Source organism: Mycolicibacterium sarraceniae, assembly GCF_010731875.1.
Lineage (GTDB): Bacteria > Actinomycetota > Actinomycetes > Mycobacteriales > Mycobacteriaceae > Mycobacterium > Mycobacterium sarraceniae.
In genome coordinates, this window is sequence record NZ_AP022595.1 from 3332923 (window position 1) to 3349983 (window position 17061).

At 64.5% G+C, this 17061-nt stretch carries 20 protein-coding genes, 4 tRNA genes and 3 pseudogenes; 15 read left to right on the forward strand and 12 right to left on the reverse strand.

Annotated features, from left to right (window positions below; all coding sequences use genetic code 11):
• Nucleotides 1-124 precede the first annotated feature (124 nt).
• Nucleotides 125-1306, reverse strand: a complete 1182-nt coding sequence (locus tag G6N13_RS16630; RefSeq protein ID WP_179964997.1) for a N(5)-(carboxyethyl)ornithine synthase — start codon at nucleotides 1304-1306, stop codon at nucleotides 125-127.
• A 262-nt stretch (nucleotides 1307-1568) separates the two neighbouring features.
• Between G6N13_RS16630 and G6N13_RS24585 the strand changes: the two genes are divergently transcribed.
• Together G6N13_RS24585 and G6N13_RS16635 are read left to right on the forward strand one after the other, a co-directional pair.
• The gene (locus tag G6N13_RS24585) at nucleotides 1569-1676 is read left to right on the forward strand and encodes a DUF6307 family protein (protein ID WP_322789273.1); all 108 of its coding nucleotides are present in this window, start codon (nucleotides 1569-1571) and stop codon (nucleotides 1674-1676) included.
• Nucleotides 1677-1686: 10 nt separating this feature from the next.
• Nucleotides 1687-1884 carry a hypothetical protein gene (locus tag G6N13_RS16635; protein WP_163698734.1) on the forward strand — a complete coding sequence of 66 codons (198 nt, stop codon included), beginning with the start codon at nucleotides 1687-1689 and terminating at the stop codon, nucleotides 1882-1884.
• Between the two features lie 111 nt (nucleotides 1885-1995).
• Here G6N13_RS16635 and G6N13_RS16640 read toward each other — a convergent pair whose 3' ends face one another.
• Nucleotides 1996-2730 carry a Clp protease N-terminal domain-containing protein gene (locus tag G6N13_RS16640; protein ID WP_163698736.1) on the reverse strand — a complete coding sequence of 245 codons (735 nt, stop codon included), beginning with the start codon at nucleotides 2728-2730 and terminating at the stop codon, nucleotides 1996-1998.
• Between the two features lie 125 nt (nucleotides 2731-2855).
• On the opposite strand from G6N13_RS16640, the gene G6N13_RS16645 reads away from it, so the two are divergent.
• From G6N13_RS16645 to G6N13_RS25245, 3 genes and pseudogenes are all read left to right on the forward strand, one after another.
• Entirely contained in the window at nucleotides 2856-4694 is a 1839-nt protein-coding gene (locus tag G6N13_RS16645) for an AMP-dependent synthetase/ligase (protein WP_163698738.1), read from the forward strand.
• A gap of 2 nt (nucleotides 4695-4696) precedes the next feature.
• On the forward strand, nucleotides 4697-5188 hold the full coding sequence (locus G6N13_RS16650) for a hypothetical protein (protein ID WP_163698740.1): 492 nt from the start codon (nucleotides 4697-4699) through the stop codon (nucleotides 5186-5188).
• Nucleotides 5189-5197: 9 nt separating this feature from the next.
• Nucleotides 5198-5446 (forward strand): annotated as a pseudogene (locus G6N13_RS25245) (EF-Tu/IF-2/RF-3 family GTPase); the annotation flags it as partial.
• A 53-nt stretch (nucleotides 5447-5499) separates the two neighbouring features.
• On the opposite strand, the gene G6N13_RS24345 reads toward G6N13_RS25245, so the two are convergent.
• Nucleotides 5500-5721 carry a hypothetical protein gene (locus G6N13_RS24345; protein WP_179964998.1) on the reverse strand — a complete coding sequence of 74 codons (222 nt, stop codon included), beginning with the start codon at nucleotides 5719-5721 and terminating at the stop codon, nucleotides 5500-5502.
• A 103-nt stretch (nucleotides 5722-5824) separates the two neighbouring features.
• The gene (locus G6N13_RS24350) at nucleotides 5825-5965 is read right to left on the reverse strand and encodes a hypothetical protein (RefSeq protein WP_179964999.1); all 141 of its coding nucleotides are present in this window, start codon (nucleotides 5963-5965) and stop codon (nucleotides 5825-5827) included.
• 126 nt (nucleotides 5966-6091) lie between these two features.
• On the opposite strand from G6N13_RS24350, the gene G6N13_RS16660 reads away from it, so the two are divergent.
• The 4 genes and pseudogenes from G6N13_RS16660 (at nucleotide 6092) to G6N13_RS16675 (ending at nucleotide 8355) form a co-directional block, all read left to right on the forward strand.
• Complete coding sequence (locus G6N13_RS16660; RefSeq protein ID WP_163698742.1) at nucleotides 6092-6601, forward strand: Rv2253 family sensor-like surface protein; 510 nt, start codon at nucleotides 6092-6094, stop codon at nucleotides 6599-6601.
• A 487-nt stretch (nucleotides 6602-7088) separates the two neighbouring features.
• Nucleotides 7089-7337, forward strand: a pseudogene (locus tag G6N13_RS16665) (IS1634 family transposase); the annotation flags it as partial.
• Nucleotides 7338-7528: 191 nt separating this feature from the next.
• Nucleotides 7529-7804 carry a type II toxin-antitoxin system TacA family antitoxin gene (locus G6N13_RS16670; protein ID WP_163698744.1) on the forward strand — a complete coding sequence of 92 codons (276 nt, stop codon included), beginning with the start codon at nucleotides 7529-7531 and terminating at the stop codon, nucleotides 7802-7804.
• The gene (locus G6N13_RS16675) at nucleotides 7801-8355 is read left to right on the forward strand and encodes a GNAT family N-acetyltransferase (RefSeq protein ID WP_163698746.1); all 555 of its coding nucleotides are present in this window, start codon (nucleotides 7801-7803) and stop codon (nucleotides 8353-8355) included. The genes G6N13_RS16670 and G6N13_RS16675 overlap by 4 nt, the downstream gene beginning before the upstream one ends.
• Nucleotides 8356-8381: 26 nt before the next feature.
• On the opposite strand, the gene G6N13_RS16680 is transcribed toward G6N13_RS16675, so the two are convergent.
• The 3 genes from G6N13_RS16680 to G6N13_RS16690 form a co-directional block, all read right to left on the reverse strand.
• Nucleotides 8382-8456 (reverse strand) — tRNA-Val (locus G6N13_RS16680).
• 11 nt (nucleotides 8457-8467) lie between these two features.
• Nucleotides 8468-8541: transfer RNA gene (locus G6N13_RS16685), tRNA-Cys, on the reverse strand.
• 26 nt (nucleotides 8542-8567) lie between these two features.
• Nucleotides 8568-8640 (reverse strand) — tRNA-Gly (locus G6N13_RS16690).
• A 175-nt stretch (nucleotides 8641-8815) separates the two neighbouring features.
• Between G6N13_RS16690 and G6N13_RS16695 the strand changes: the two genes are divergently transcribed.
• A tRNA-Val gene (locus G6N13_RS16695) sits at nucleotides 8816-8887 on the forward strand.
• 170 nt (nucleotides 8888-9057) lie between these two features.
• On the opposite strand, the gene G6N13_RS16700 is transcribed toward G6N13_RS16695, so the two are convergent.
• Complete coding sequence (locus G6N13_RS16700) at nucleotides 9058-9333, reverse strand: hypothetical protein (protein ID WP_163702217.1); 276 nt, start codon at nucleotides 9331-9333, stop codon at nucleotides 9058-9060.
• 74 nt (nucleotides 9334-9407) lie between these two features.
• Nucleotides 9408-9830 (reverse strand): DUF6319 family protein, encoded by a 423-nt coding sequence (locus tag G6N13_RS16705; RefSeq protein WP_407663743.1) that lies wholly within the window; start codon nucleotides 9828-9830, stop codon nucleotides 9408-9410.
• Between the two features lie 113 nt (nucleotides 9831-9943).
• Between G6N13_RS16705 and G6N13_RS16710 the strand changes: the two are divergent.
• Nucleotides 9944-10757 (forward strand): annotated as a pseudogene (locus G6N13_RS16710) (IS1595 family transposase).
• Nucleotides 10758-10858: 101 nt separating this feature from the next.
• Here G6N13_RS16710 and G6N13_RS16715 read toward each other — a convergent pair.
• Nucleotides 10859-12217: a cytochrome P450 gene (locus tag G6N13_RS16715; RefSeq protein WP_163698748.1), complete on the reverse strand. Its 1359-nt coding sequence runs from the start codon at nucleotides 12215-12217 to the stop codon at nucleotides 10859-10861.
• 311 nt (nucleotides 12218-12528) lie between these two features.
• Between G6N13_RS16715 and G6N13_RS16720 the strand changes: the two genes are divergently transcribed.
• Nucleotides 12529-12918 (forward strand): STAS domain-containing protein, encoded by a 390-nt coding sequence (locus tag G6N13_RS16720; protein ID WP_163698750.1) that lies wholly within the window; start codon nucleotides 12529-12531, stop codon nucleotides 12916-12918.
• A gap of 30 nt (nucleotides 12919-12948) precedes the next feature.
• Nucleotides 12949-13419 (forward strand): ATP-binding protein, encoded by a 471-nt coding sequence (locus G6N13_RS16725; protein WP_163698752.1) that lies wholly within the window; start codon nucleotides 12949-12951, stop codon nucleotides 13417-13419.
• A 1-nt stretch (nucleotide 13420) separates the two neighbouring features.
• On the opposite strand, the gene G6N13_RS16730 is transcribed toward G6N13_RS16725, so the two are convergent.
• A complete protein-coding gene (locus tag G6N13_RS16730; protein ID WP_163698754.1) occupies nucleotides 13421-13831 on the reverse strand; it encodes a Zn-ribbon domain-containing OB-fold protein in 411 nt (136 codons plus the stop codon).
• Nucleotides 13832-13833: 2 nt separating this feature from the next.
• Entirely contained in the window at nucleotides 13834-15039 is a 1206-nt protein-coding gene (locus tag G6N13_RS16735) for a thiolase family protein (RefSeq protein WP_163702221.1), read from the reverse strand.
• Nucleotides 15040-15130: 91 nt separating this feature from the next.
• On the opposite strand from G6N13_RS16735, the gene G6N13_RS16740 reads away from it, so the two are divergent.
• On the forward strand, nucleotides 15131-15997 hold the full coding sequence (locus G6N13_RS16740) for an SDR family NAD(P)-dependent oxidoreductase (RefSeq protein ID WP_163698757.1): 867 nt from the start codon (nucleotides 15131-15133) through the stop codon (nucleotides 15995-15997).
• Nucleotides 15994-17061 (forward strand): NAD(P)H-dependent amine dehydrogenase family protein, encoded by a 1068-nt coding sequence (locus G6N13_RS16745; RefSeq protein WP_163698759.1) that lies wholly within the window; start codon nucleotides 15994-15996, stop codon nucleotides 17059-17061. The genes G6N13_RS16740 and G6N13_RS16745 overlap by 4 nt, the downstream gene beginning before the upstream one ends.

Here is a 17061-nt window from a genome sequence, read left to right on the forward strand (position 1 = left end):
GCGCAGCGTGTGGGACTAGAGCAGGCGAATCAGCACGAAGTCATGGTCGGCGTGCGCAGCCAGCGTGAACGTCTTGGTACCGGCAATGGTCAAGCCGCTCTTGGTAGGGCACCGTTGATAGCGGTCAGTTCACAGCCGACGCGCCCAACGACTTTGACCCGGGCGGGCGGTGCCTGCCGATACGTACCGCATGCGGATAGGACTCGTCACGATGTTGGAACGACAGGATCTTCGGATTGAGCACGATCCCGTCGCGGATCTCGACGGCCCGCGAGATCGTCGGACTCGTCGTCCACGCCGCCGCCCCGGCCAAGAGGATCTCCAGGTGTGGCACCAGCGCCTCGCTGATCTCCCACGTCGCCGAGTTCCACAAGTACGAGGGGCTGTGGTCGACGGCGTAGTACTGCACGCCATCGCCCAGTTCGACGATCGGATGACTGAATGAGGTCGGGCGCGCCCAGTTGAAGCCCATATCCACGTCGCAGGAGACGTCGATGATCAGGCTGCCGGGTGCGAACGCCCCCAGTTCGTCTTCGGTGACGAACGTCAGCGGCGCGACCGGATCCTGAAGAACGCAGTTGACGACGATGTCGTTGCGGGCGAGGTACCGAGCCACCGGGATTGGACCGTCGCCCGCGTCGGCCCAGACCCGCTCCGGCCGATCCGGGTGGTGGCCCATCTGGATGATCTGGGTTGAGGGGATCGGCGAGCCGACGGCGGCGACATCGCGGTTGGTCAGCACCCGAACGTCGTCGACGCCGTGGGCGTTGAGCGCGGTGACGGCGCCGCGTGCGGTCGCGCCGAAGCCGATGACGGCGGCCCGTAGCCGGCGACCGTAGCTGCCGGTGACGCCGGTGAGTTGCATAGCGTGCAAGACCGAGCAGTAGCCGGCGAGCTCATTGTTCTTGTGAAAGACGTGCAACCCGAATCCGCCGTCGGGTCGCCAGTGGTTCATGGACTCGAATGCGATCAGCGTCAACCGCCGGTCAATGGCGACCTGAGTGAGCGCGGCATCCTGCACACAATGCGGCCAGCCCAAAACTACTTGCCGCTCTTTGACTTCCGCGAGGTCCTCGGCCTGGACCTTGGGCAACAGAATCACGTCGCAGTCGGCGAGGAGTTGCGCGCGGGTGCCGACGCCGCCAACGAGACGGCTCAGGGCGTTATCCGTGGCACCGAAGTCGGAGCCGTAGCCGTGTTCCAGGAATATCCGCGACCGCAGCTGTGGATCGATCCTGCTGATATGTGCGGGATGGATCGGCAATCGTCGCTCGTTCTCCTTGCGGGAGTGGGCGAGAATGCCCATCGAAAGCGGTTGTGCAGTAATGATTTTGTAGACCTCGATCACGAGGCCTCGGTGGCGCCGATGATTTGACTCTACGCCGTGTATTGAGAGATCTTGACAACCAAGGCGATTCGTACCGCTGATCGTCATCGCCAACGCGAGAATGCGCGTAGTGTCAGCAGTACCGGGCAGCTCGATTACGAGCCAAGATGCCCGACAAAGAAGGAACCTCATGGCTTCGCCAACAACCGTCCGTTCGCCCTACCTTCATCGAGTTGACCTCGTGACGGACGTCATCAAGACCCATGCCAAGCTTGGCGACAAGGATGCGAACGAATTGGCCGTGCAGGTCCTGCGCGTGCTCAATTCGGTCCCCGAGAAGATTCGTTGAGGTATCCGGCATGACCGTTACTGTGACGCTGCCCGGTGGCGAATGCGACGCGTACATGCGCTTCGGTGACTCGTATGTGAAGCACCACGACGGCTCTCTCGATGTCGTCCGCCGCGGTGAGAGAAAGCCGCACCGGTACGAAACGGGGCAGTGGACCGACGTGTCGGGGGACGCGAAGGCGTGGAAGAAACCCCGGCTCTTTGGCTGATTACCATATCAAAGGTGTTGGGAATCAACAGATTCACTGACATCGCAGTGATGGGATAACAGATCGGCGACCGCGACCAGCGGCGGACGCCCTACCGTGTGGTAGCTCGACTCAGGACTCCCGGGCGGTGGTGATCGCAGCGAAGGTCTCGGCGATATCGGCCTCGGCGCGCGCCTTGTCGAATCCGAGCAGGTGCAGGGTACCGCCGTCGTCCTCGGCTTCGGCTAGCGCCAGCAGCAGGTGTTCGGTGCTGACGTAGTTGTGGCCCAAGCGAAGTGCTTCGCGGAAGGTCAGCTCCAGAACCTTGCGCGCAGGGGCGTCGAACGGGATCAGCGCGGGCATCTCGGCGGCAGGCGGCGGGAGTGTGATGGCCTGGTGAACCGCGTCGGGGGTGATCTGTTGGGCGCGCAGCACGGGGGTGGCCAGGGCCGCGGGGTCGGTGAGGAGGCCGAGCAGAAGGTGGTCGGGGGTGATCTCGGCGTTGCCGGCCTGGCGAGCGGCGTTCTGTGCGGCGACGACGGCGCCGCGGGCCCGGGGGGTGAAGCGGGCGAAGCCCTGGGCCGGGTCGAGGTCGTTGGCGTTCAGGTTGGTCATCTTAGGTACGAAGCGTTTTTGTGCCGCCTGTTTGGTGACGCCCATGCTCTTACCGATATCGGTCCACGAGGCACCCGAGCGCCGGGCCTGGTCGACGAAGTGACCGATGAGGTGATCGGCGAGGTCCCCGAGGGCTTCAGCGGTCAGCACGGCATCGCTCAACTGCTCGAGGGCACCGGTGTGAACGCGTTTGACCCCGTCGATGAGATCGTCGAGGCGGACGGGGTGGGCAATGCGGGCCGGCTCTTCCATGCGTCAACCGTAGGTTGACGGTAGTGGTCCGTCAACTACAAGTTGACGGAGGCTTGTTCGGCGCGCGTCCGACCCGCTTCCCGATTTGCTACCGGTCGCGCGGCGAAAGTCCATAAACTCGCGTCATGGCATGCCTGCGTAAATCCCAAGAGCAGCCCGACTTGAGCAAGATCGACAACCGGGCGGCGTCGGTGCCCCGGATGTTTCTTGACCGCGTCGCGGCAACGCCCACGAACGAAGCGTTCCGCTACCCCGACAATGACGGGTGGACCAGCGTCAACTGGCAGCAGGTCCGTGATCGCGTCGACCTGATCGCGGCTGGCTTGATCGCCTTAGGGATCAACCCCGAGGATCGGGTGGCACTGGCATCGGGGACGCGCTACGACTGGGTGGTCGTCGACTTCGGCATCTTGGCGGCGGGAGCGGCCACGACGACGGTGTATTCGAGCACCAACGCCGAAGACACCGCGTTCATCGTGGCCAACTCGGGCAGCCGGGTTGTGGTGGCGGAGAACCAGTCTCAGGTCGACAAGCTGGTCGCGCACCGCGCTGACCTGCCGGCCGTCGAGAAGGTGGTGATCATCGACGGCACGAGCGCCGATGACTGGGTGATCACGCTCGAGGATCTCGAACAGCTGGGTAAGCAGCTGTTGGCCGACAACCCCAGTGCGGTGACCGATCGGATCGACGCGATCCCGCCCGGTCAGCTGGCCACCCTGATCTACACTTCCGGCACCACCGGCAAGCCCAAGGGCGTCCGGCTCAATCATGAGGCCTGGACCTACACCGCGGCCGCGTTGCAGTCATTGAATGTGCTGTCGGATAAGGACCTCAACTATCTGTGGCTGCCGTTGGCGCACTCGTTCGGCAAGGTGATGCTGGCCATGCCGCTGGTGATGGGGTTCCCGACCGTCATCGACGGCCGGGTCGACAAGATCGTCGAGAACCTGGCGATCATCAAGCCGACGTTCATGGGCGCGGTACCGCGCATCTTCGAGAAGGTGCACGGCCGGATCAACGAGACGATCGAGGAAGAGGGCGGATTCAAGAAGACTCTCTTCGACTGGGCGATCGATGTCGGCTTGCGGGTCTCGCGCGCCAATCAGGCCGGTCACCGGATCGGTGCGGGGCTGGCATTGCAGCGCACGATCGCCGACCGGCTGGTGTTCTCCACGATTCGTCAGCGATTCGGTGGACGGCTGCGCTTCTTCATCTCCGGATCGGCAGCGCTGGATCGCGATGTCGCCCAGTGGTTCGATGCCGTGGGCACCGTCGTGCTGGAGGGGTACGGCCTGACTGAGACGTCGGCGGCGTCGACGCTGAATCGCCCGGAGGCTTACCGGTTCGGCACCGTGGGCTGGACGTTACCGGGGACCGACGTCAAGATCGCCGACGACGGCGAGGTGCTGCTCAAGGGGCCTGGCGTGATGAGCGGCTATCACGACCTGCCCGAGGCCACTGCCGAGTCCATCACCAGTGACGGTTGGTTCCACACCGGCGATATCGGTGAGCTCGACGCAGAGGGATACCTGCGGATCACCGACCGCAAGAAGGACATGTTCAAGACTTCGCAGGGCAAGTATGTGGCGCCCTCGGCGATCTCGGCGTCGTTCAGGGGTTTGTGCCCGTTCGCCAGCGAGATCATCGTCTACGGCGAGGGCAAGCCGTACTGCGTCGGGCTGGTGAGTCTGGACGGTGACGCCATCCGAGAGTGGGCTGACCGAAATGGCTTGGAAGGCAAGCCGTTCGATGAGGTTGCGCGTCATGAGAAGACCAAGGCGATGGTCGAAGGCTACGTGGAGACCCTCAACAAGCATCTCAATCGCTGGGAGCAGGTCAAGCGCGTGGCCATCATCGATCGCGAATTGACGGTTGAGGCGGGCGATTTGACGCCGAGCCTGAAGCTCAAGCGCAAGGCTGTCGTGGAAAACTTCTCCGACAACATCGACAGGCTCTACGCATAGCCGTGCGACGGTGGGGCGCGCTGATCGCGGTGGCGGCTGCCGCGCTGTCGTTCTCGGGGCCCGCCGGTGCCGACGCTGACGTCCCGCAGGCCGGTGCTACGTGTCCGCGGGAACTCAGCGATGTCATGACGCAGTTGCCCGGCGGCGCGGAGTACCTGGTGTGCCAGGCTGTTCCGGATCGGCCGGGACGCTGGGCGCCGGTCCTGGCACCATTCGATCCGAGCAGCCGGTGGCTGAGCTACGGGCCGGAGATCACGTTGCACGGGCAGGGGTTTCGCAACCCCAACCTGCGCTCGGGCCGGTGGACCGCCACCCCGCTTGACCCGGCGACGGTATGTGGTGCCGACCAGGTGACCGTGGTGGCTGCGGGAGAGCTTGCCCCCCTGGTGCATTCGCAGGGGCAACCGGGCCAGCCGTTGGAGCTAGAGGTGCTGCCCAAGCTGTTCACGATCGTGCTCAGCGGTAACTGCCTATGGGTGCAGGCGAGCGGGTAGCTGCCGCACATGTTTCGTCTGACGGTTCAGACGTGTTCTTCATCAAGGATCGCGGCCTCGTCGCGACGGGCCGCGTCGAACAAGGAGAGCTCCGCGTCGGCGACGAGGTCCGGATCAACGGTGCGCGCGGTCCGGGTCGAGGCCATCGAACAGTTCCGCAAGAAGGTGGACGAGACGGTGGCCGGGGACAACATCGGATTGTTGTTCTCCAGCCTGCAGCGCAGTGAGCTGTCGCCGGGCGCGGTGCTGACATCGGCAGTGCGACCAGACCGTGAGACAGGGAATGGAAACCCGCGGTCATCGTCGAGGGGTCAGCGCGCAGCTGCAGGGTCGGGAACCCGGGGGATGAGCGGGGAGTGGAAGGTCTTGAGCTCCAGCCGCGCCAGCGCCGCCCCGACGCAGTAGTGCAGGCCGTAGCCGAAGCCGACGTGGGCCGCGCCGGTGCGGGTGAGGTCGAGACGGTCGGGGTGGGCGAAGAACTCGGCGTCGATATCGGCTCGCGCGTGGCGGGGGACCCCGACGCCGCCCGTCATGCCGGCGCGCAGGATTTGCTCGACGGCTTTGGGGGATCACGTCGGGGTCGGCGAGCAGGGTCTGCCACTGGTCGGGATTGGTGAGCAACAGCAGTGAGCCCACCTAGATCTGGGTCACCGTGGTCTCGTGTCCGGCGAACAGCAATTGCATCGCCAGCGTGGCGATCTCGAAATCGGCGAGGTCGGGCTCGTCGCACAACCGGGAGATGACGTCGCCGTCGGGGTGCGCGCGCTTGGCGGTCACCAGTTCCCTGCCTCTCGGAACGGCAACTGCCCGGTGGCGGTCATGGTGGGCGGCGTACGACGGGGCGGGCGCTCGGCGATGAATGTTTAAGACTCTTGTTTGGTGGGGGGCCTTTAGTATCGAGCCGTGGCTCACAGGGATCGGCGCAGTTTGGGCACTGTCGTCGGGCTGAGCGCCGCCGCGCTGGCGATCGCCGTCTGCCCTCCCGCGCCTGCCACCGCGGAGCCGCCGTCCTGGAACGGTCAATACGCGATCACATTCATCGTGGGCCCCAAAGCCGGAACGAGTATGGCGGCCGGTCAGCCCGAGCAGCAGCACACCGAGACCTACGGGTTCCAATCGAGCTGTGCGGGTGGGACGTGCACTGCCACCATCACGAGCGGTCCGCCGCCCAGCAACCCGACGGTTCCCCAGCCCGTCACGTTCACCTGGGATGGGTCGTCGTGGACGCAAGCCAGCGATTTCCAATGGGAATGCAGGATGCCCGACGAGACGGCTCAGTGGAATCCAGCCCACGCTCAGGTGCGGTACACGCCTCAGGCTGACGGGTCTCTTGCCGGCAGCATGCACACCGAGATCCTCAGCGGCGCGTGCCAGGGCAGCGTCGATATGAACATGACGGCTGAGCGCACCTGAGTCCTGGTGTTCCGCAAACTGCTGTCAGTCGTGAGTCGCGAAACTGCGCGTCGAGGTCAAGAGACTGGGCGCGGCGGTGTCCGGCTCCAGCAACGCGGAGTGTCCTCATCTATCACCAGCTCCTGTAGTGCCGCAAAACCATCCGCTGGGGATACGCGCGCATTTCGGTGAGGCCACCCCGCGCCGCGTTGTGCCAAGTCATCGCGGCACGGTTGTTCTCAGTCCCTGAGGACTGGGCATTCGTGGTCTGGCCAAGCTTCACTGTTGGGCGGCGGCCGCTTGCTGGTCGCCGGTTCGACGATCTGTTCACGTTCGTGTGTGAGCCGGCCACGTTGATCGTGGCGTGGGACCGGGTCGCGGGTAACCGGGGCAACCGCATCCCGAGTCCCTGGGCCGCTGCCTGAACCGACCCGACCGCAGAAACCATGGAGAGCCCATTGCGATGAAAGTCGCACGGCGGGTTCGGCGAGCGGCCTGGGGAAACGGCCGCCTGATCTACCACCGGACCCGTGACACGATCGAAGCCCGCCTGAGCATCGTCGTCGGCGCGATGGCCGTCAGCCACTACATTGAGCACCAAACTGGCGGGAGCATCGAGAAATTCGTCCGAACCACACGCCGCTACCGCACGGTGAGAATCAAGGCAGGCAACCAAACCTTGACCGCCGCCGACCCGCTACCAGACGACCTCCACGCCGCTAGATGGCATCTTCGCGGTCTACGAGCAGGTCAATGATGGTTTACCGGCGATGCAGCGCGCCGAATACGACGTCGACGCAGGCTTGGATTCCTGAATATCGGGTCTTCCCCTTGGTTGAAATCAACACTCAGACTCATGCGGCCAAGATTTCGCGCTGGCGTGCGCAGGCTAGCGCACGCGCGCGAGGCCCGATTGACGTGTACGCCTATCGGGCACACAATGGAGGCATGGCTACGAAGTCCGAACGATTCGCGGTGCGCCTGACTCCCGCGCAGGACGCACTGATTCGCCATGCCGCCGAGGTCGAAGGCATCGATCTCACCACGTTCACCGTGAGTGCGACCGTCGCTCACGCCCGCGACGTGCTCGCAGATCGCCGGCACTTTCAGCTCGACGACGCGGCATGGACCGAGTTCAACGCGTTGCTCGAGCGCCCCGTTCAGTACAAGCCTGCGTTGGCGAAGCTGTTCGCGAAGCCATCGCTGTTCGATCCCGAGCTGTGAGCCGCTACAGCCTCCCGCGGCCGATCACTGACAGCGACGACTCCACCACATTCGACAGCGGCGCGTCCAGCCTGGACTCGTATCTGCGCAAGAGGGCTCTGGCCAACCATGTCACCGGTGCATCTCGTTGCTTCGTCACATGCTGCGATGGTCGCGTCGTCGGCTACTACGCGCTCGCAACGGGAGCGGTGTCGCACGATGGCTGCAGCGGAAGATTTCGTCGCAACATGCCTGATCCGATCCCGGTGATCCTGTTGTCGCGCCTGGCTATCGACGTCAAGCACCAGCACCGTGGGCTGGGTGAGAGCCTCCTCCGCGATGCCATTGCGCGCAGCGTCTTAGTCGCCGAGCAAGTAGGTGTTCGCGCCATCCTCGTGCATGCACTTCACGACGAGGCCCGTCAGTTCTACCTCCGCTACGGGTTCGAGCCGTCGCCCACCGACCCACTGCAACTGATGCTGCTGGTCAAAGACGTCAAGGCGAGCGTGGCGAGCTTGCGGGGAGAAAACGACGCGGCCGACCAACGCGGCGAATTTATCGACAGGGATTAAAAACCTAAGTCAGCCTGCACAAACTCTGGTGCGCGATACTGGGATTGAACCAGTGACCTCTTCCGTGTCAGGGAAGCGCTCTCCCGCTGAGCTAATCGCGCCGGCCTCATCTTGGAGGTGGAGACGGGAATCGAACCCGTGTGCACGGCTTTGCAGGCCGTTGCCTCACCACTCGGCCACTCCACCGTGGGTCTGATGCCCTAACATCTTCGAGCGGACGACGGGATTCGAACCCGCGACCCTCACCTTGGCAAGGTGATGCGCTACCAACTGCGCTACGTCCGCGCGCCTCGGACGAGATCGTCGCCCGCTGCGAAAAACGACAATAGACCACAAAAGCGAAGCCGCACAAATCACGTCGTCCACACGCCTTCGAGAGCGCATTTCCGGCTGGATGCTCGTGCCGTGCTAGTGTTCCAATCCGGCGAGCACGCCACCTCTGATGGTGTCCGCCGCCCCGGGTCTCGTAGCTCAGTGGGAGAGCGTCCGCCTCACACGCGGAAGGTCGCTGGTTCGATACCAGCCGGGACCACTCAGATCATCGCCGGCGGAGCGCCGTTTCGCTCCGCGCGTCATCATCACCATCAGCCCCGGTCTCGTATCACCTCTCCACCCCGTGCCGCCCAGCGAATTCAACTGGGCGGCAACCACGTTCATGAATCTCGGGGCATGCTCATCGCCCGAAATCAGCCCACGAGCCGATTAGCCGTGCGGAGCCTCAGAGATCTTGGTGTCTTCCTTGCCGAGGGTCTGGCAGTAGATCGTGGCCGAGGCCTTCGTTGCGGTGATTTCCAAGTTCGACGGATCCTGGCCGCTCTTGTCCTTGAGCATCTTGCTGATCTCGTCGTTCTGCTTCTTCTCGTCTTGCGTGAGGAAGTCCTTGCACTTGGTGTCGCCGCCGGTGTTGATGACCTCCGAGGCCGAGCAACCGCTCAGAACGGCTGCCGCCGCCGACACTGCAAGGATGGAGTGGACGATTCGCTTCACTGTGAACCTTCTCTCGCTGGGGAAACTGCTCGCCGATGATTCACAGAATTCGGCGAATCGAAACGTCAATCCAAATTCGCGAGTGCCTCACGTGCCGCTTCCAGCTCAGCCTCGAGCGCGGCCACTCGGGCGGCCTGTTCCGACCGTGCTTCCTTGATGATCTCGTCGATCGGCGTGGCCAGGTCTTCATGCAACTCCTTGGCCGCTCGGGACACCGCGGCCGCCGCGACGGCGAGATTGCGTGCGAGACACGTGCTGCCGCGCTTGAGCTCCGCGTGCCATTCACCGTCGGCAGTGCCGGTGACCGTGAGGGTGAGTTCGAGCGTCTTGGTCTTCTTGGCGGGACCCCTCGTGTGCTCGGTGGGAGCGGGCGACGGTGCCGGCGTGATCTTCGGCATCTCAGTTCCGAGCGGGCTAAGCAGCGGCTCCGGGCTGCCGGAGCCAGTGGCCGGCGCTTCGACTAGCAGCGTGTCTACAGTCATGGTCAAGCCGATCTCCTCCTGAACTGGGCCCGCGGTCGCGAGCTCGCTTGAGATCAGCCGTACACACGTACTGCTTAAGTGGACTTATGCTGGTCAGCGTGGGTGCGGGTACCGATCCGGTGGGCGGGGTGGACTACCCGCGGACCTACCAGGAGTTCCGCGCGTGGTTTCCCGACGATGCTTCGTGCGCAGCGTATTTGGCGGTTCTGCGCTGGCCAGATGGTTTCCGGTGTCCGGTCTGCGACGGTGATCGGGCCTGGCAGACCTCGACCGCACCCCGTTGAGCACGTGGTTCGCCGCGATCTGGTTGGTGACCTCGCAGCGCAACAGTTCCTCTGCCCAGAACCTGCACGGCATGCTCGGCCTGGGCTCCTATGAGACCGCGTGGGCGTGGTTACACACGTTGCGCCGAGCCATGGTGCGCCCGGATCGTGAGCTGCTGTCCGGCGTGGTCGAAGTTGACGAGTCCTTCGTCGGTGGGCGCGCGACCGGTAAGCAGGGCGCGTCCACCGACAAGGTTCCCGTCATGATCTCGGTGGAAAATGTTGGTAAACAAGTGAATAGGGAACTACGGCTGGGGCGCGTGCGCCTCGGCGTCGCGGACAGTCCGGGCTCCAAGCAAGTGGTCGACTTCGCCCGCGCGACCGCCGCACCGGGGTCACTGATCCGTACCGACGGTGCCCGGATGTTCCGCGTGCTGGCCACCGAGGGCTACACCCACGAAGACACCTCCGGCTACAGCTCACCCGAACCCGGGCATGTCACCCCGCCCGCGGCATGCTCTTCTACCGCCTGCTGCAACAAAGCGTCAACACTGACTCACACCCACTGCACGAACTCATCGGCGGCACCGACACGCCGCCGACCGCTGCGGTTCACGATGACGCCTCTGACAAAGAAGTCCTAGCCAGAGACACATTCGGCGACTTCTGAACCGCGAAGTCCGCTTAAGCAGATAAGCAGATAAGCAGCGCACACGTTCGATTCGAGGCCAAGCGACTCGCGCTGGCCTGTCGCGAAGAGTTCGCATCAGATTACTGATGAATGGCGTTGTCGCTGAGCGGCTTTCGGTGTTGTCGCAGGGTTCGTAACCGCGACACCGTGATTCGCGCACCGCGGTTCGGCGTGAGAATCACATGCTTGACCCGCTGACCCTCGCCACGTGCAGAGGTGCACGCCAGATCAACACGGCGCAATACCTCACCGAGCACCACCCGCATCTCGGCCATCGCGAGCGTCGCCCCGAGACACCGCCGCGCCCCGCCACCGAACGGCAGCCAGGTCGTCGGGCTCAGCGTTGCCCCGATCATCCGGTCCGGATCGAACCGATCCGCGTCCGGATAGACCCGGTCATCGGAATGCACCAGTCCGATCCCCGGCGCCACCATCACCCCGGCGGGCAGCCGATAGCCCGCGATCTCCACCGGCTGTTTCAAGATCCGGCCCACGTCGAAGACCACGGGCCGGCTGCGCAACGTTTCCTTGGCCACCGCATCCAGGTGCTCGTCGTCGCCCGCTTCGGCCGCCCGCACGGCCTTGGCCAGCGCCGCCGGATGCCGCGTCAGCCGCTCCAGCGCCCACGCCAAACCGGTGGCCGTGGTGTCGTGCCCAGCCACCAGCAGCGTCATCAGCTGGTCGCGCAACTCCGCATCGGTCATCGTGCGCCCATCCTGATCGGCAGCGAGCACCAACATGGCCAGCGCATCAGTGCGCGAGGCCAGGGCTGGATCAGCCCGGCGTTCTGCGATCTCGGCGTACAGCAGCCGGTCGGCCTCTTCGATGCGCTGGCGCACCCCACGCCACGGCAGTCGCCGCTGCAGGCTGGGCGCACCGATTGCGAGTAATTCGAACGCCGTCAGGTTGAGCAGCTTGGGCAGGACCTCGCGCAACGCGGCCAACCGGGCGGGGTCGCTCGCGCCGATGACCAGCCGAAGAATCACCTCGAGGGTGATCTCCGACATCTTCGGTGCCACCGCAAACGGCCTGCCCACCGGCCAGCCGGCGATGTTGGACGCAGCGATCTGCGCCATCAGCTCAGTCTGGCGCGCTACTGCGTCGCGATGGAACGGCGCTAACATCAACCGCCGGCGATCGCGGTGCACCTCGTCATCGACCACCAGCACCGAAGCCGGGCCCAGCAGCCCGGACAGCATGGAATTGTCCTCGCCGGCATGGAAGACCGCCGGATCCCCGGCGAACACCTCTTTGATGTCGGACGGGTCGTCCAGATAGACCAGCGTGCCCATCTGGGCGATCCGCAGTGTGAAGGTCCGCCCATAACGGCGCCGGCAGGCGGACACGAAGCGCGGCCAGTAGCGCAACATCAGCACGGCCTGAACAACAGGTGGAAGTGAAGGTCCCGGCGGCAGCGTCGGCGTCGGAGAATTAGCCATGACGTCAGCATAGGAACCACACAGGTTCACTCACCGAGATCGATAAAAAGGCCCGTTTTACTGGGACAAAGGCGGCGGTTTGTCGGATTGGGCGGACCGGTCGGGCGCGCTGGCATGCGCCCTCGATCCCACGTTTGAAGGCGGTGTACGTTAGCCTTTGGTGGTCTCGCCGGTTTTTTCCGATGCTGACTCGCGCCGCAAGAAAAGCCGGCGCACAACCGCTCCTACGTAATTGCCAGGTTCAGACGGCAGCCTCGCAGACACAATCGATCCGCGAGTGCGCCGTCCGGCGCGCGGTAATGAGGTGAATCTTGGACGAGCAAGCCACTGCGGCCACGGGCACGACGACCGCTGCCAACACCGGGTGCGAGATCTCCGAGGAGTGGTTCGGCCGCACCGTCGTCATCTCCGCCGCAGGCGTCGTCGACATGCTGACGTCACCGCAACTGGAGACCAGCATTGCTGGCGCGCTGACGAAGGACCCGAAGGCAATCATCGTCGACCTCTCCGACGTCGACTTCCTGGCATCGGCAGGCATGGGCGTCCTGGTCGCGGCCCGCGACAAAGCTTCGGCGGAGATCGGCTTCGGCGTCGTGGCCAGCGGGCCCGCGACAAGCCGGCCCCTGAAACTCGTCGGTTTGGCCGATATCGTCGGCTTGTACGAGACTCTGAAAGAGGCACGCGCCGCATTGGGTGAGTAATCCTCGGAAGTTGGGTACAAGAGATTTGCCATGACGACGCCGAGCTACCCCTGCCCTTCAGCTGACGGTGACCGTTTCATTCGTAACGATGTCGTCGCTAATGCGTACAACGCAGCCAGGGTCCGTGACGAGTTCGCCACCTGGCTGCGGGCGCGCGGGGATCTTGACGGGGGTCGGTTCAGTGACGTCGTCCTTGCAGTCAACGAAGCGCTCGCCAATACAGCCGAGTTCGCCTATCTGAACAACGGCGGGCCCGGCACTATCGATGTGGAAGCTGTCCGTGACGGCGCCACTCTCACCATCACCATCGCCGACCAGGGTCGCTGGCGTGAATCAACGCCGGCCAATCAGAGCCGCTCGCGCGGTCGCGGCATCCCGCTGATGCGGGCGCTGTCCGACGACCTCACCATCGACTCATCAGCGCTGGGCACCACCATGTGCCTGCGCTTCGAGCATATTTATGTCATCCGTCGCGACGACGCGGACTCGATCCTCGGCTAGTTCAGGCCGGTTCGTAGCGCAGCATTGTCACACCGGAATCGGGATAGTCGTAGAACACCGGTCGTAGCCGCATCCCGACTTCCAGACCGCCCGGCTCGACGTTGACGATCTCGGTGGAGAATCGCGGACCTTCATCCCACTGCACCACGGCCAGCAACTGCGGCACATCGCCGGCGAAGTGCGGCGCCGTCGGCCGGTAGGCCACGGTGTAGGTGTAGAGCGAAGCCGCCCCGGAGATCTCTCGCCACTCCAGGTCATCGGCCAGTGTGCCCGGCGCCAGCACTCGCGGATAGAACACGTACTGCCGCGCCGATGGCGAATACTGGATACGAACCTTGTGCTCGGCCAGCGCATCCCAGAACGGCTGGGTGGTCGGTGTCGGGATCGGCATCGGCCTGTCGAAATCGCCCATGACTAATCGCCTTCCAGAACGAGGGTGGTCTGTTCACTCAAGATGCCGCCGTTGCCGGAGACGAACGCACGATTGCAGTCGGCCACCTGCGTGGCACAGGCGCGGCCCATGATCTGGCGGGTCGCATCGCAAATGTGGTGCATCCCCCCGGCAGTGCCGGCCTGGCCGTAGCCGAGCTGACCGCCCGCGGTGTTCATCGGGAAGTCGCCGCGGAACGTCAGGTCGTGCTCGGCGACGAACTGCAGCCCCTTGCCCTTCTGGCAGAAGCCCGCGTCTTCCAGGCTGAGCAGCACCGTGATGGTGTAGCAGTCATAGATCGACACCATGTCCATATCGCCCGGCGTCAGGTTGGCCATCGAAAACGCTTGCGCAGCAGCCTTGATCATCGGTGTCTGCAGTAGCTCGTGTGCGTAGGTGGGCGTCTTGTAGGGCACGCGCTCGCCGAATCCCTTGATCCACACCGGTCGGTTCGTGCTGCGACTGGCCAGATCGGCATTAGTCACGACGACCGCTGAACCGCCCATCACCGGCATGACGATCTCCAGCATGTGCAGCGGAGATGCGATGACGGGGCTGTTCACCACATCATCGACGGTGATCGGGGTGTCGTAGAAGATCGATCCCGGCGTGTGATTGGCGTTGACGCGCTGGTCCACGCTGATCTTGGCCATCGTGCGTTCGTCATAGCCGTAGGTCGCGCCGTAGAGGGTGGCAACCTGGCCATAGGGCCCGTTCTGGCCGAGATTGCCGTAAGGGATCTCGAACTCGGCTTGCGGCGAACCGTATCGGTTGCTCGACGCCCCGAAGTACATCAACTCGGTCAGGTCCAGCGGCTTCTGCGCACTCACCGGCGTCATCGGCGTAGCGGGGATGACGCACAGCACGGCGTTGCACAGCCCCAGCTCGATCGCCGCTGCCGCTCGCCACACCATCGCCGCCGCGCTGGCTCCGCCGAGGTCGACCTTCTCCGCGAAATTGGCTTTGATGCCCAGGTATTCGATGACGGTGGAGGGCACGAAGATCTGCGACTCGGCCAGGTGTGTGGTGCAGATACCGTCGACGTCGGAGGCCGACAGGCTCGCGTCGGCGAGCGCCGCCGCCGCCAGCCGGGCCCACTGCTCGAGGTTGAACTCCAGCGGACCGGTCGGTCGCTTGGTGGAGGGGAGTTCGGTGTAGCCGACGATCGCGGCCTCTCCGCGCAGACCCATGCCGCCGCCCTTCATCACGTCGTTGCCCAAGAACATTAAGCATGTAATCATATTGGGCACTCATTGAGAATTGCGGGACGGGTAGCTCACAGTGTCAACACCGTTGGACGGCAAGGTCGCCGTCGTCACCGGCACCAGCCGCGGCGTGGGACTCGGTATCGCGCACGAGCTGCTGCGGGCCGGGGCCACGGTGATCGGCTGCTCGCGAGGGCCGTTGGATGCCATCCCCGGCACGGCCGACAACCCACAGTGGCTGGCCCGTTCATCGCAGCGGGTCTGCGATCAGGGCGACTACCGGGCCATCGACGCGTTCGTTGACGCAGTGGTGGCCGACTACGGTCGTATCGACATCCTGGTGAACAACGCCGGCGGCACGGTTCCCGCACCGCATGTCGAGGACATCCCGGAACTCGTCTCGCGTATCCAGGGCGCGCCCGCGGCCGACTGCGACTACGAGCGCACGGTGTTGTTCCACGCCTTCGCCATTCAGATGAATCTGATCAGCCCGATGTGGTTTGCCATCAGGGTGTTTCGACAGATGCGCGAACAGGACGGCGTCGGCTCGATCGTCAACATCTCCAGCGGCGCGGGCCATCCCGCCGGATCGCCGACCTTGGTGTCCTACGGCGCGGCTAAATCCGGGCTGAACCATCTCACCCGATCACTTGCCGAGGAATGGGGACCGAAAGTGCGAGTCAACTGTTTGGCGCTGGGGCCGACGATGACCGACAACTTCAAATCGTTCGTGCTACCCAAGGACGACCCGACGGGGGAGAGGTACTTCCACGCCGTGCCGATGAATCGGGCCGGTGAGCCCGCCGAGGTGGGCCGTGCGGTTGTCTTTTTATGCGGTGGCACAGCCGATTTCATCAACGGCACCACTATCGAGATAGACGGAGGAATGATGCCTGGCGTGCTGTACGAGGCAGGGCTTAAGACCATTACGGACCTGCTGTGAATCGGGTGATTCAGTTCGCCACCGGTAATGTCGGCAAGCATGCCCTGCCGATGATCATCGAGCGGCCCGACCTGCAGCTTGTCGGGTTACACGCCCACGGCGCCGACAAGGTGGGTCGCGACGCCGCACAAATCTGCGGGCTATCCGAGCCCACCGGCGTCATCGCCACCAACGATATCGACGCGCTGGTGGAGCTGGGCGCCGACTGCGTGGTCTACACCTCGCAGGCCGAGATGCGGCCGCAACGAGCCATCGCCGAGATCTGCCGTTTCCTGCGGGCCGGCACCAACGTCGTCGGCACGTCGATGGTGTGGCTGGTCGCCCCGTACCACGCCGACGCGTGGATTCGCGATCCGCTGGCCGCGGCCTGCGCAGAAGGTGGCACCTCGCTGTACATCAACGGCGTCGACCCCGGCTATTCCGGTGACAGCCTGGTCTACACCGCGCTGACCCTCGCCGGGCGGGCCACCGCGGTCACGGTGTCAGAGATCTGCGACTACGGAAGCTACGATGATGCCGAATTCACCGGTGTCAGTTTCGGTTTCGGCACCACGCCAGACCACACCCCGATCATGTTCGCCCCCGGCGTGTTGTCCTCGCTGTGGGGAGGGCAGGTCCGCTCGCTGGCCGAGGTTCTTGGGGTCACCCTCGACGAGGTGCGCGAGCGGCACGAAAGCTGGGTGACGCCCGAGCCGATCGACTGCACGATGATGAGCGTGGCGCCCGGGCATGTGGCCGCCGTCCGCTTCGCGGTCGAGGGCATCCGCGACGGGCAACCGGTGATCACCATGGAGCACGTCAACCGGCTCACCCCGGTGACCGCACCGCACTGGCCCTACCCGCCGGACGGCCGACTCGGTGTGCACCGGGTGGTCGTCCACGGCAACCCGGGGGTCGAGATCAACACCCACCTCGGCCTCGGCGGTGTCGACCACAACGACGGCGGAGTGATCTCCACCGCCGCACGCGCGGTCAACGCGATCGACGCGGTATGTGCCGCACCGCCAGGTGTCTTGTCCGTCAAGGACTTGCCGACCGCACACGCTGACACGGTGATGTGGTGA

What these genes read in the sequence shown, in the direction of transcription:
- G6N13_RS16635 (WP_163698734.1), top strand. Translation starts at nt 1,687, where the DNA reads ATGACCGTTACTGTGACGCTGCCCGGTGGCGAATGCGACGCGTACATG.
- G6N13_RS16630 (WP_179964997.1), bottom strand. Translation starts at nt 1,306, where the DNA reads ATGGGCATTCTCGCCCACTCCCGCAAGGAGAACGAGCGACGATTGCCG.
- G6N13_RS24345 (WP_179964998.1), bottom strand. Translation starts at nt 5,721, where the DNA reads ATGACGGGCGGCGTCGGGGTCCCCCGCCACGCGCGAGCCGATATCGAC.
- G6N13_RS16730 (WP_163698754.1), bottom strand. Translation starts at nt 13,831, where the DNA reads ATGGGCGATTTCGACAGGCCGATGCCGATCCCGACACCGACCACCCAG.
- G6N13_RS16640 (WP_163698736.1), bottom strand. Translation starts at nt 2,730, where the DNA reads ATGGAAGAGCCGGCCCGCATTGCCCACCCCGTCCGCCTCGACGATCTC.
- G6N13_RS16715 (WP_163698748.1), bottom strand. Translation starts at nt 12,217, where the DNA reads ATGGCTAATTCTCCGACGCCGACGCTGCCGCCGGGACCTTCACTTCCA.
- G6N13_RS16725 (WP_163698752.1), top strand. Translation starts at nt 12,949, where the DNA reads ATGACGACGCCGAGCTACCCCTGCCCTTCAGCTGACGGTGACCGTTTC.
- G6N13_RS16735 (WP_163702221.1), bottom strand. Translation starts at nt 15,039, where the DNA reads ATGGGTCTGCGCGGAGAGGCCGCGATCGTCGGCTACACCGAACTCCCC.
- G6N13_RS16670 (WP_163698744.1), top strand. Translation starts at nt 7,529, where the DNA reads ATGGCTACGAAGTCCGAACGATTCGCGGTGCGCCTGACTCCCGCGCAG.
- G6N13_RS16645 (WP_163698738.1), top strand. Translation starts at nt 2,856, where the DNA reads ATGGCATGCCTGCGTAAATCCCAAGAGCAGCCCGACTTGAGCAAGATC.